Annotated in this window: 9 protein-coding genes; 7 read left to right on the forward strand and 2 right to left on the reverse strand. The window is 62.3% G+C overall.

Features of this window, described 5'->3' with window-relative positions; translation table 11 throughout:
* The first annotated feature begins 44 nt into the window (after positions 1-44).
* The 7 genes from zapE (at position 45) to lpdA (ending at position 10791) form a co-directional block, all read left to right on the forward strand.
* Positions 45-1250, forward strand: coding sequence for a cell division protein ZapE (zapE, locus tag JYP46_RS13800; protein WP_206548405.1), 1206 nt, complete (start codon positions 45-47; stop codon positions 1248-1250).
* Positions 1251-1607: 357 nt separating this feature from the next.
* Positions 1608-2573 carry a malate dehydrogenase gene (gene mdh, locus JYP46_RS13805; protein WP_113153279.1) on the forward strand — a complete coding sequence of 322 codons (966 nt, stop codon included), beginning with the start codon at positions 1608-1610 and terminating at the stop codon, positions 2571-2573.
* A gap of 14 nt (positions 2574-2587) precedes the next feature.
* Positions 2588-3784, forward strand: a complete 1197-nt coding sequence (gene sucC / locus JYP46_RS13810) for an ADP-forming succinate--CoA ligase subunit beta (RefSeq protein ID WP_206548406.1) — start codon at positions 2588-2590, stop codon at positions 3782-3784.
* Between the two features lie 6 nt (positions 3785-3790).
* Positions 3791-4693 (forward strand): succinate--CoA ligase subunit alpha, encoded by a 903-nt coding sequence (gene sucD / locus JYP46_RS13815; protein ID WP_113153281.1) that lies wholly within the window; start codon positions 3791-3793, stop codon positions 4691-4693.
* Positions 4694-4801: 108 nt separating this feature from the next.
* Positions 4802-7789: a 2-oxoglutarate dehydrogenase E1 component gene (locus JYP46_RS13820; RefSeq protein ID WP_206548407.1), complete on the forward strand. Its 2988-nt coding sequence runs from the start codon at positions 4802-4804 to the stop codon at positions 7787-7789.
* Positions 7790-7810: 21 nt separating this feature from the next.
* Positions 7811-9346, forward strand: a complete 1536-nt coding sequence (gene odhB, locus JYP46_RS13825) for a 2-oxoglutarate dehydrogenase complex dihydrolipoyllysine-residue succinyltransferase (protein ID WP_113153283.1) — start codon at positions 7811-7813, stop codon at positions 9344-9346.
* Positions 9347-9378: 32 nt separating this feature from the next.
* The gene (lpdA, locus tag JYP46_RS13830) at positions 9379-10791 is read left to right on the forward strand and encodes a dihydrolipoyl dehydrogenase (protein WP_206548408.1); all 1413 of its coding nucleotides are present in this window, start codon (positions 9379-9381) and stop codon (positions 10789-10791) included.
* Positions 10792-10917: 126 nt separating this feature from the next.
* On the opposite strand, the gene JYP46_RS13835 is transcribed toward lpdA, so the two are convergent.
* Positions 10918-11154 (reverse strand): hypothetical protein, encoded by a 237-nt coding sequence (locus tag JYP46_RS13835; RefSeq protein ID WP_206548409.1) that lies wholly within the window; start codon positions 11152-11154, stop codon positions 10918-10920.
* A gap of 73 nt (positions 11155-11227) precedes the next feature.
* Positions 11228-12307, reverse strand: coding sequence for a TraB/GumN family protein (locus JYP46_RS13840; protein WP_222474120.1), 1080 nt, complete (start codon positions 12305-12307; stop codon positions 11228-11230).
* Positions 12308-12312: the final 5 nt, after the last annotated feature.

Consider the following 12312-nt stretch of genomic DNA (forward strand, 5'->3'; position numbering starts at 1 on the left):
CCGCCAACACATTTCGGCCGAAAGGCCAAGCTTGAAAGTCTGACATGACATTGCGTGACGGTCTCGTGACCCATCCCTCCGTCACAAAGCGCTACGACCATCTGGTCGAGACCGGTGCGATTGCGCGCGACCCCGCGCAGGAAACCATCGCAGCCGCGCTCGACCAGCTGATCGGCGAAATCAGCGACAAAAGACTGGCGCGCAAATCGAGCGCGCTTGGCTGGCTGTTCGCCAAACGCCGCAAGGTGCAGGAGCCCGTGCGCGGGCTCTATGTCTATGGCGGCGTCGGGCGCGGCAAGACCATGCTCATGGACCTTTTCCATGAACTCGTGCCCGTGGAACACAAGCGACGCGCGCATTTCAACGACTTCATGGCCGATGTGCATGACCGCATCGGCCGGCACCGCGAGGCGCTAAAGGCCGGCGAGACGCAGGAAACGGATCCCATCCCGCCCGTTGCAGCCGCCCTTGCGAAGGAAGCATGGGTTCTGTGCTTCGACGAATTCACGGTGACCGACATTGCCGACGCGATGATCCTGTCGCGGCTTTTCTCGGCGTTGTTCGAGCGCGGCGTGGTGCTGGTCGCGACTTCCAATGTCGCACCTGACAACCTCTATCGCGACGGGCTCAATCGCGGCCTTTTCCTGCCCTTCATCGGCATTCTCAAGGATCACACCCGCGTTCTCGAACTCGACATCGATACCGATTACCGGATGCAGAAGCTGAACCGCATTCCCGTCTACATGACGCCCGACGACGCGGCGGCCCGGGAGCAGATGGATGAAGCGTGGCAAACGGTGGTGGACGGGCAGCCCGTCGAGCCGGCGACGCTGACGGTGAAGGGACGCGCGGTGGCGGTGCCGCAGGCTTCCGGATCGGCGGCGCGCTTTGCCTTTGCCGATCTCTGCGAAAAGCCGCTGGGCGCGCGCGACTATCTGGCCATTGCCGGGGCGTTCGACACGGTCTTCATCGACAATGTGCCGACCATGGACATGAAGCGCCGCAACGAGGCCAAGCGCTTCATCCTGCTGATCGACACGCTCTATGACGCCGAAGCGCGGCTCTTTGTCTCTGCCGAAGCCGCGCCGGAGGCTCTATATACGGCTAGCAACGGCACGGAAGCCTTCGAGTTCGACCGCACGGCCTCGCGCCTGATCGAAATGCAGAGCCGGGACTGGCTTGAGCGGACCACCGCGAAAAGCCGTGACCGGACTGACACGGACGACGATCAGGCCGGAAAGAAAGACTGACGACCGGTCAGCGCGAAAAAGCAGCCAGAAGATCGGCCAGAACACCGGAGAGTCTGCAGATATGCACATTAATCGGGCAAAATTTTTACGTTTACGTAACTCCCAAACTGTCTAAACGATTGAAATTTCTGGCCATGTAAGAACCGGTTGAATTTTCCTGCCAGTATGCTTATTCCAGAGAGGCTTACAGAGCGGGCCACGCCACGAATTTGCCGCGCCTTTGAACAAAGGTCCGTGGCGGGACGTAGGCCCGAATGCATCGGTGTGACACGGCACAGGCAAAACGCGACGCGCGCATTTTCTCTTTAGACAAATCTCACCACCTATCCTTTCGACACAAGGGGGAATTCTATCCACATGGCACGCGACAAGATCGCTCTAATCGGCTCCGGCATGATCGGTGGAACGCTCGCACATCTGGCGGGCTTGAAAGAACTGGGCGACGTTGTCCTGTTCGACATTGCCGAGGGCATTCCCCAGGGCAAGGGACTGGACATCGCCGAGTCGGCTCCGGTCGAAGGCTTTGACGCAAAGATGGTTGGCGCCAACGACTATTCCGCCATTGAAGGCGCGGATGTCTGCATCGTCACCGCCGGCGTCGCCCGCAAGCCGGGCATGAGCCGCGATGACCTTCTGGGCATCAACCTCAAGGTCATGGAGCAGGTTGGCGCGGGCATCAAGAAATACGCCCCCAACGCTTTCGTGATCTGCATCACCAACCCGCTCGACGCCATGGTCTGGGCGCTGCAGAAGTTCTCCGGCCTGCCGAAGAGCCACGTGGTTGGCATGGCCGGCGTGCTGGACTCGGCCCGTTTCCGCCACTTCCTGTCGGAAGAGTTCAAGGTCTCCGTCGAAGACGTGACGGCCTTCGTGCTGGGCGGCCACGGCGATTCGATGGTTCCGCTGACGCGCTACTCCACCGTTGCCGGCATCCCGATCCCGGATCTGGTGAAGATGGGCTGGACCTCCAACGAAAAGATCGACCAGATCGTACAGCGCACCCGTGACGGCGGCGCAGAGATCGTCGGCCTGCTGAAGACCGGCTCCGCCTATTACGCTCCGGCTTCCTCGGCAATTCTCATGGCCGAGAGCTACCTGAAGGACAAGAAGCGCGTCCTGCCCTGCGCAGCGCATCTTGCCGGCCAGTATGGCGTCAAGGACATGTATGTCGGTGTTCCGACGGTGATCGGCGCCGGCGGCGTCGAGCGCGTCATCGAGATCGACCTGAACAAGAACGAGCAGAAGATGTTCGACCAGTCCGTCGAGGCCGTCGCCGGTCTTTGCGAGGCCTGCGCCAACATCGCGCCCAACCTGAAAAAGTAGGAGTAGGCCGCGCCATGAACATTCACGAGTATCAAGCCAAGCAGCTTCTGAAGAGCTATGGCGCACCGGTGGCCGATGGCGTGCCGGTGTTCGAGAAGGGCGAAGCCGAAGCTGCTGCAAAGCAGCTTCCCGGTCCGCTCTATGTGGTGAAGAGCCAGATCCACGCCGGTGGACGCGGCAAGGGCAAGTTCACCGAACTCGGCGCTGACGCAAAGGGCGGCGTGCGCCTTGCGAAGAGCGTCGAGGAAGTTGTCGCTCACACCAATGAGATGCTGGGCAACACGCTCGTCACCAAGCAGACCGGCCCGGCCGGCAAGCAGGTGAACCGCCTCTACATCGAGGACGGTGCGGACATCGACCGCGAGCTCTACCTCTCGATCCTCATCGACCGCACGGTCGGCCGTCCGGCTTTCGTCGTTTCGACGGAAGGCGGCATGGACATCGAGGCCGTTGCAGAAGAGACGCCTGAGAAGATCCTCACGCTCCCCATCGACCCGGATACGGGCGTGACGGCTGACGACGTGAAGAAGCTCAACGAGGCGCTGAAGCTCGAGGGCGACGCGGCGAAGGACGGCGAGACGCTGTTCCCGATCCTCTACAAGGCGTTCACCGAGAAGGACATGAGCCTTCTGGAAGTGAACCCGCTGATCGTCATGGACAATGGCCGTCTGCGCGTTCTCGATGCCAAGGTCTCCTTCGACGGCAACGCGCTGTTCCGTCACGAGGACGTGGTTGCCCTGCGCGACACGACCGAGGAAGACGCGAAGGAAATCGAGGCTTCCAAATACGACCTCGCCTATGTGGCGCTGGACGGCAATATCGGCTGCATGGTCAACGGCGCCGGTCTTGCGATGGCCACGATGGACATCATCAAGCTCTACGGGGCCGAGCCTGCCAACTTCCTCGACGTTGGTGGCGGCGCCACCAAGGAGAAGGTGACGGCAGCGTTCAAGATCATCACCGCCGATCCGGCAGTGGAAGGCATTCTGGTCAACATCTTCGGCGGCATCATGCGCTGCGACGTCATCGCTGAAGGCGTTGTCGCTGCCGTCAAGGAAGTGGGCCTGAAGGTTCCGCTGGTGGTTCGCCTCGAAGGCACCAATGTCGATCTTGGCAAGAAGATCATCAACGAAAGCGGTCTCAACGTGATCGCCGCCGATGATCTCGACGACGCCGCCAAGAAGATCGTTGCAGCCGTTAAGGGAAGCTGAGCCAAGATGTCCATTCTCGTCAACAAAGACACCAAGGTCCTGGTGCAGGGCCTGACCGGCAAGACCGGCACCTTCCACACCGAACAGGCGCTCGCCTATCACGGCACGCAGATGGTCGGCGGCATTCACCCCAAGAAGGGCGGCTCCACCTGGACCGGCCAGGGCGGTGAAGAGCTCCCGATCTTCGCATCCGTTGCCGAAGGCAAGGACAAGACCGGCGCAAACGCGTCCGTGATCTACGTTCCGCCGGCAGGCGCAGGCGCGGCCATCATCGAGGCCATCGAGGCGGAAATCCCGCTCATCGTCTGCATCACGGAAGGCATTCCGGTGATGGACATGGTCCATGTGAAGGCGAAGCTCGAGAAGTCCAACTCGCGCCTGATCGGCCCGAACTGCCCCGGCGTCCTGACGCCGAACGAGTGCAAGATCGGCATCATGCCGGGCAACATCTTCCAGAAGGGTTCCGTTGGCGTCGTGTCGCGCTCGGGCACGCTCACCTATGAGGCCGTGTTCCAGACGACCAATGCCGGCCTCGGCCAGACGACGGCCGTTGGCATCGGCGGCGACCCGGTGAAGGGCACCGAGTTCATCGACGTGCTGGAGATGTTCCTTGCCGACGACGCGACCGAATCCATCATCATGATCGGTGAGATCGGCGGTTCGGCAGAAGAAGAAGCAGCCCAGTTCCTGCGCGACGAGGCCAAGAAGGGCCGCAAGAAGCCGATGGCCGGCTTCATCGCGGGCCGTACGGCTCCTCCCGGACGCACCATGGGCCACGCAGGCGCCGTGATTTCCGGCGGCAAGGGTGGCGCAGAAGACAAGATTGCAGCGATGGAAGCTGCTGGCATCAAGGTATCGCCCTCCCCGGCGCGCCTTGGCCAGACGCTCGTCGAAGCGATCAAGGGTTGAGGACGATCAATCCCGGCTTGCCACACAAGTGGCAGCCGGGAACAATGTGACTGTCCGGCTTTTATTGCCGGCGACCAAGGAGCCGGAACCGTCGTTCCGGGAAGTGATATGGCACGGCAAGATCAGGCCAACGACCAAATGTCGCTCACCTCGTTCCTGTATGGCGGCAATGCCGCCTACATCGAGGAGCTTTACGCCAGCTATCAGGACAATCCAGCCTCGGTCAGCGAGGACTGGCGGGACTTCTTCGGCGCGCTCAAGGACGACGCAGCCGATGTGAAGAAGAACGCCGCCGGCGCGTCCTGGAAGAAGAAGGGCTGGCCGCAGGCCGCCAATGGCGAACTCGTCTCGGCGCTTGATGGCGACTGGGGCGCGGTCGAAAAACACTTCGACGGCAAAATCAAGGACAAGGCTGCGAAGGCCGGGGCCAAGCTCTCTCCCGAAGAGACGCTGCAGGCGACCCGCGATTCCGTGCGCGCCATCATGATGATCCGCGCCTATCGCATGCGCGGCCATCTGCATGCCGATCTCGACCCGCTTGGCATTGCCAAGCCGCTGGAAGATTACAACGAACTGTCGCCCGCGGCCTATGGCTTCACCGAGGCAGACTACGACCGTCCGATCTTTATAGACCATGTGCTTGGTCTGGAGACGGCGACCATCCGCGAGATGCTCGACATCCTCAAGCGGACCTATTGCTCGACACTGGGCGTCGAGTTCATGCACATCTCCAACCCCGCCGAAAAGGCCTGGATTCAGGAGCGCATAGAGGGTCCGGACAAGGGCGTCGAATTCACCGCCAACGGCAAGAAGGCGATCCTGCAGAAGCTGATCGAGGCCGAAGGCTTCGAGCAGTTCATCGACGTCAAGTACAAGGGCACCAAGCGCTTTGGCCTCGACGGCGGTGAAGCGCTGATCCCGGCGCTCGAGCAGATCATCAAGCGCGGCGGCCAGATGGGCCTGAAGGAAATCGTTCTCGGCATGGCCCACCGTGGTCGCCTGAACGTGCTCGCACAGGTCATGGAAAAGCCACACCGCGCCATCTTCCACGAGTTCAAGGGCGGCTCCTTCGCACCTGACGACGTGGAAGGTTCGGGCGATGTGAAGTACCATCTCGGCGCTTCCTCCGACCGTGCGTTCGACGGCAACAATGTTCACCTGTCGCTGACCGCCAACCCGTCTCACCTGGAAATCGTGAACCCGGTGGTGATGGGCAAGGCCCGCGCCAAACAGGACCAGGTGTTTGGCCGCAAGCGCGAAGAGATCGTGCCGCCGGAAGAGCGCGCGCGCGTCATGCCGCTGCTCCTGCACGGCGACGCCGCCTTTGCCGGCCAGGGTGTGGTGGCGGAGTGTTTCGGTCTTTCGGGCCTTCGCGGACACCGCGTTGCGGGCACCGTGCACTTCATCATCAACAACCAGATCGGCTTCACGACCAATCCGCGCTTCTCGCGCTCCTCGCCCTATCCTTCGGATGTGGCGAAGATGATCGAAGCGCCGATCTTCCACGTGAACGGCGACGACCCGGAAGCGGTGGTCTATGCGGCAAAGGTTGCGACCGAATTCCGCATGACCTTCCACAAGCCCGTGGTCATCGACATGTTCTGCTACCGCCGCTACGGCCACAATGAGGGCGACGAGCCGGCGTTCACGCAGCCGCTGATGTACAGCAACATCCGCAAGCACCCCACGACCAGCGAAATCTACGCGAAGAAGATGCTGGCCGAAGGCCTCGTTACCGAAGCCGACATCGAGGAGATGCGTGCTGGATGGCGCTCGAACCTGGAGACGGAGTTCGATGCGGGCCAGGCCTACAAGCCGAACAAGGCCGACTGGCTGGACGGCGTGTGGTCGGGTCTGAAGAAGGCCGACCATGCGGACGAGCAGCGCCGGGGCAAGACCGCCGTGCCGGTGAAGACGCTGAAGGAGATCGGCAAGAAGCTGACCGAAGTGCCGGAGGACTTTGAAGCCCACCGCACGATCCAGCGCTTCATGAAGAACCGCAAGGGCATGATCGACGAGGGCGCGGGCATCGACTGGGCGACGGCCGAGGCGCTTGCCTTCGGCTCGATCCTGCTCGAAGGCAACCCGGTTCGCCTTTCCGGTCAGGACTCCGAGCGCGGCACCTTCTCGCAGCGCCACTCGGTGCTTTACGACCAGCGCGACGAGAACCGCTACATCCCGCTCAACAATATGGGACCGCAGCAGGCCTATTACGAAGTCATCAACTCGATGCTTTCGGAAGAAGCCGTGCTCGGCTTCGAATATGGCTTCTCGCTTGCAGAACCGCGGGCGCTGACGCTGTGGGAAGCCCAGTTCGGCGACTTCGCCAACGGCGCGCAGGTGGTGTTCGACCAGTTCATCTCTTCTGGTGAGCGCAAGTGGCTGCGCATGTCGGGTCTCGTGTGCCTGCTGCCGCACGGCTATGAGGGCCAGGGTCCGGAGCACTCCTCCGCCCGCCTCGAACGCTGGTTGCAGATGTGCGCCGAGGACAACATGCAGGTCGCATACTGCTCGACGCCGGCGAACTACTTCCACATCCTGCGCCGTCAGCTGAAGCGTGACTTCCGCAAGCCGCTGATCCTGATGACGCCGAAGTCGCTGCTGCGCCACAAGCGCTGCGTCTCGACGCTGGCCGAACTCTCCGGAGAGAGCGCGTTCCACCGTCTGCTGTGGGACGATGCGGAGCATCAGGATGCGAACAGCGTCAAGCTGGTGAAGGATTCGAAGATCCGCCGCGTCGTGCTGTGCACGGGCAAGGTCTATTACGACCTCTATGAAGAGCGCGAGAAGCGCGGGCTGGACGATGTCTACCTGCTGCGCGTCGAGCAGCTCTACCCGTTCCCGGCCAAGGCTCTGATCAACGAGCTTTCGCGCTTCAAGAACGCGGAAATGGTGTGGTGTCAGGAAGAGCCCAAGAACATGGGCGCCTGGTCCTTCATCGAGCCGTATCTTGAGTGGGTTCTGCAGCACATCGAGGCAAAGAACACCCGCGTTCGCTACACGGGCCGTCCGGCCGCCGCATCGCCGGCGACGGGCCTCATGTCGAAACACCTGGCGCAGCTCGAGGCATTCCTCGAAGATGCGCTTGGCGAATAGCAAGCGACGGAGAAAAACGACATGGCGACCGAGATTCGGGTTCCCACTCTGGGCGAGTCCGTAACCGAGGCAACCATCGCCCGCTGGATGAAATCGGTGGGCGACACCATCGCCACCGACGAAGCGATCGTCGAACTGGAAACCGACAAGGTTTCCATCGAGGTGCCGGCTCCCGCAGCCGGCACGCTTGACGAGATCGTGGTCAAGGAAGGCGAAACCGTCGAAGTCGGCGCGCTGCTCGGCATGATTGCCGCAGGCGGTAGCGCCAGCAAAGCAAAAGCAGAAACCAAACAGTCCGGCGAAGCTTCGTCCGGCAGCTCTGAAAATCAGGAGGCAACCATGGCCGGCGGAAAAATCGTCGAGGTGAATGTTCCATCGGCGGGCGAGTCCGTCACCGAGGCCGAGGTCGGCGAGATCTTCAAGAAGGTCGGCGACGCGGTGAAGACCGACGAGGCGCTTCTCGAGCTCGAGACCGACAAGGCAGCACAGGAAGTGATGTCTCCGGTCGACGGCGTGATCACCGAAATGGTGGTTACCACGGGTGATGAAGTTGCAGTCGGCGCACTGCTGCTGCGCATCGAGCAGGGCGCAACCGCTTCTGCCGCCGCTCCCAAGGCCGACAAGCCGGCCGAGGCAGCGCCTGCTGCGAAGAAGGACGAAGACGGCGGCCGCCCGGCAGCACCTTCGGCCCAGAAGATGATGACCGAAAAGGGCATCAAGGCGTCCGACGTTGCCGGCTCCGGCAAGGGTGGCCAGGTGCTCAAGGGCGACGTGATCGCCGCCATTGAAGGCGGATCGTCCAGCGCCCGCACCGAAGCGCCCAAGGCAGCCCGCCCGGCCTCCCCGGCCGAGGACGAGGTTCGCGAAGAGCGCGTGAAGATGACGCGTCTGCGCCAGACCATTGCGCGCCGCCTGAAGGACGCGCAGGACTCAGCCGCCATGCTGACCACCTTCAACGAGGTGGACATGACGGCCGTGATGGAGCTGCGCAAGAAGTACAAGGAGCTCTTCGAGAAGAAGCACGGCGTCAAGCTTGGCTTCATGGGCTTCTTCACCAAGGCGGTGACCCATGCGCTGAAGGAAATCCCGGCCGTTAACGCCGAGATCGACGGCACGGACATCATCTACAAGAACTTCTGCCATATCGGCGTTGCCGTCGGCACCGACCGCGGCCTCGTCGTGCCGGTGGTGCGCGATGCCGACCAGATGTCGATTGCCGAGGTGGAGAAGGAAATCGGTCGTCTGGGTCTCGCTGCCCGCGACGGCAAGCTTTCCATGGCCGACATGCAGGGCGGCACCTTCACCATCTCCAATGGCGGTGTGTACGGCTCGCTGATGTCGACCCCGATCCTGAACGCCCCGCAGTCGGGTATTCTGGGCATGCACAAGATCCAGGAGCGGCCGATGGTGGTCGGCGGCCAGATCGTCGTCCGTCCGATGATGTATCTCGCCCTCTCCTACGATCACCGCATCGTGGACGGCAAGGAAGCCGTGACCTTCCTCGTGCGCATCAAGGACGTGCTTGAGGATCCCGAGCGTCTGGTTCTCGACCTCTAGGCGATCACCGAGCAGAAAAAGGCAAAAGACCCATGTCCAACACCTATGATCTCGTCGTGATCGGCACCGGCCCCGGCGGCTATGTCTGCGCCATCAAGGCGGCGCAGCTTGGCCTCAAGACGGCCGTGGTCGAGAAGCTGCCCACCCATGGCGGCACCTGCGTCAATGTGGGCTGCATCCCTTCCAAGGCGCTGCTGCACGCCACGGAGATGTTCGAGGAGGCAGGACATGGTCTTGCCGATCTCGGCGTCGAGGTGAGCAAGCCCAAGCTCAACCTCAAGAAGATGATGGAGCACCGCGTCAAGACAGTCGAGCAGAACACCAAGGGTCTCGACTTCCTGATGAAGAAGAACAAGATCGACATCTATCGCGGCTTCGGAAGCATTGCCGGCAAAGGCAAGGTGACCGTGAAGGCCGATGACGGCAAGGAAGAGACCGTGGAGGCGAAGAACATCGTCATCGCCACGGGCTCGGCCGTGGCCGGCATTCCGGGCGTAGATGTGACGTTCGACGAGAAGGTGATCGTCTCCTCCACCGGTGCGCTGGAACTCTCCAAGGTGCCGGAGCGCATGATCGTTGTCGGCGGCGGCGTGATCGGTCTCGAGCTTGGCTCCGTCTGGGCGCGTCTGGGCGCCAAGGTGACGGTGGTCGAGTATCTCGACACGATCCTCGGCGGCATGGACGGCGAAGTGGCCAAACAGTTTCAGCGCATGCTGGGCAAGCAGGGCTTCGAGTTCAAGCTCGGCGCGAAGGTCACGGATGTGGCCAAGGCCGGCAAGGGCGCGAAGGTGACCTTCGAGCCGGCAAAGGGCGGCGACGCCGAAACGCTGGAAGCCGACGTCGTTCTGGTGGCGACGGGCCGCAAGCCCTACACCGATGGTCTCGGCCTCGACACGGTTGGCGTCGAGCTGGACGAGCGCGGCCGCGTGAAGACCGATGGTCACTTCCGCACCAATGTCGAGGGCGTCTACGCCATCGGCGACGTGATTGCCGGACCGATGCTTGCGCACAAGGCCGAGGATGAAGGCGTTGCCGTGGCCGAGATCCTGGCGGGTCAGGCCGGACACGTGAACTATGACGTGATCCCCGGCGTGGTCTACACGAGCCCTGAAGTCGCTTCCGTCGGCAAGACCGAGGAAGAGCTGAAGAAGGCAGGCGTGGACTACAACGCCGGCAAATTCCCCTTCTCGGCCAATGGACGCGCGCGCTCCATGCTGAAGACGGACGGCTTCGTGAAGGTGCTTGCCGACAAGAAGACGGACCGTGTTCTGGGTGTTCACATCGTCGGCTTTGGTGCTGGCGAAATGATCCACGAGGCTGCTGTCCTCATGGAGTTCGGTGGTTCGTCGGAAGACCTGGCGCGCACCTGCCACGCCCACCCGACCATGTCGGAAACGGTCAAGGAAGCGGCTCTCGCGACCTTCGCCAAGCCGATCCACATGTGATCCGATCCCGCGCATTTGCGTGAGACAAAGGCCCCGTGGCGCAAGCTGCGGGGCTTTTTCGTTTCAGGTCGGATTTACGAGCTTTGATGTGTGCCGTGTCAGGCATCTCGCCGGACAGAAAGCCCCTTAGCCGCCATCGCCCAAGGGCACGACACCCGCATCTTCCGCAGGCGGGGCGTCTTCCCCGCCGAAGAAGCCGGTGCCGGAAAACGCCATGATGACGAGGATGATGATCGCGGCGCCCACGGCACCGAGCACGAAGCCGCGCGTTCCTTCCGATCTCACCGCGCCGGCCGACCCGGCGGAATGACGCCCGGGTTTTTCATTATCCCCGTTTTTTTCATTATCATTGTCGTCGCGCATGATCGCACTCCAGATGGCGCTCCCCAGCGCTGGCCAGACGATAACATGCAATTAGTTAGCCGGAACCCCGGAATTACAGAACGGGTTCGACCGCATAGCCCTCGGCGCGGAGCAACTCGATGAGGCCTTCCTCACCGGGCAGATGCAGTGCGCCGACGGCGATGAACGCCCTGCCCCGGTCGAGGATCGGCGCGGCGCGCTCGGCCATGGTTCCATTGCGCACCCTGATCATCGCCTCATCGAACGCGGCATAGTCGTCGCCGGCGCTTTCCTCCTGAGGAATGGCGACGCGGATGAGCGGCCAGAACATGCCCGTCTCACCCTGCGCATAGAGCGCGACCATGGTCTCCATCACGTCATCAAGGCCATCGCCGAGCGCCAGCGTTTCCACCAGACCGCGCATATGCAGGTCGAGCGGCAGCGAAGCCATGGCGTCGAGCTGTTCGACAGCGGATTCGAGACCAAGCACTTCCTTGCCGGAGGCTTCCGCATCGGCGGCAAGCTTGATGTCGAGGATCGGCATGCCCGCTTCCTTGCGCTCAAGCTCACAGCCCGGCAGGGCGACCAGCGAAATCAGCATCCAGGGTTTCATCTTCTGGACGCTGGAAAAGGGCACGCCGCGCTCGGCCAGCGCCTCTGAAACCGCTTTGCGGTCTTCCTCGCTCAGATGATCGGCCAGCGTTTCGTCGCCGGTGAACATCATCAGTTCGGGCCGCTTGAACATGGCGGCCGCCATTTTGGACTGGTCGAGAATGTCGGTCGTCTCGATCACGACACGCTCGGAGGCATCGAAGGCTGCCTGCGCGTCTTCCGTCAGCGTCACGACACGCGGATCGCTCATATGCATGGTGCCGAAAAGATAAGAGGGCTCCACGCCCTCCTTTTCGACCCGCCACAGAAGCCCACTGCCATTGGGCGTTTCGGCCGCCTGCCGCTGCACCTCTTCGAGCGCTGCGGGATCGTCCGTTGCGAGTTCGGTCAGAAGGTTCTTGCCCGCGCAGACAATCTCTCTGGACTTCGCCGGGGTGGCCGTGACGAGGCCGACGACAAGCGCGAGAAGGAGAAGCAACGGAAAGGCAGCCGCCAGCTGGAAGAGGCGATCTGCGAACCGTTCGGCCATGGGAATGGCGGTGGCTTTGACGTGCGTTTTCATGCGGC

It is taken from the genome of Nitratireductor aquimarinus, from assembly GCF_017255295.1.
In the GTDB taxonomy this organism is placed as follows: domain Bacteria; phylum Pseudomonadota; class Alphaproteobacteria; order Rhizobiales; family Rhizobiaceae; genus Nitratireductor; species Nitratireductor aquimarinus.

Excerpts from the sequence above, each read along its gene's own strand:
- zapE (WP_206548405.1), top strand. The coding sequence starts at position 45 with ATGACATTGCGTGACGGTCTCGTGACCCATCCCTCCGTCACAAAGCGC.
- mdh (WP_113153279.1), top strand. The coding sequence starts at position 1,608 with ATGGCACGCGACAAGATCGCTCTAATCGGCTCCGGCATGATCGGTGGA.
- sucC (WP_206548406.1), top strand. The coding sequence starts at position 2,588 with ATGAACATTCACGAGTATCAAGCCAAGCAGCTTCTGAAGAGCTATGGC.
- sucD (WP_113153281.1), top strand. The coding sequence starts at position 3,791 with ATGTCCATTCTCGTCAACAAAGACACCAAGGTCCTGGTGCAGGGCCTG.
- JYP46_RS13820 (WP_206548407.1), top strand. The coding sequence starts at position 4,802 with ATGGCACGGCAAGATCAGGCCAACGACCAAATGTCGCTCACCTCGTTC.
- odhB (WP_113153283.1), top strand. The coding sequence starts at position 7,811 with ATGGCGACCGAGATTCGGGTTCCCACTCTGGGCGAGTCCGTAACCGAG.
- lpdA (WP_206548408.1), top strand. The coding sequence starts at position 9,379 with ATGTCCAACACCTATGATCTCGTCGTGATCGGCACCGGCCCCGGCGGC.
- JYP46_RS13835 (WP_206548409.1), bottom strand. The coding sequence starts at position 11,154 with ATGCGCGACGACAATGATAATGAAAAAAACGGGGATAATGAAAAACCC.
- JYP46_RS13840 (WP_222474120.1), bottom strand. The coding sequence starts at position 12,307 with ATGAAAACGCACGTCAAAGCCACCGCCATTCCCATGGCCGAACGGTTC.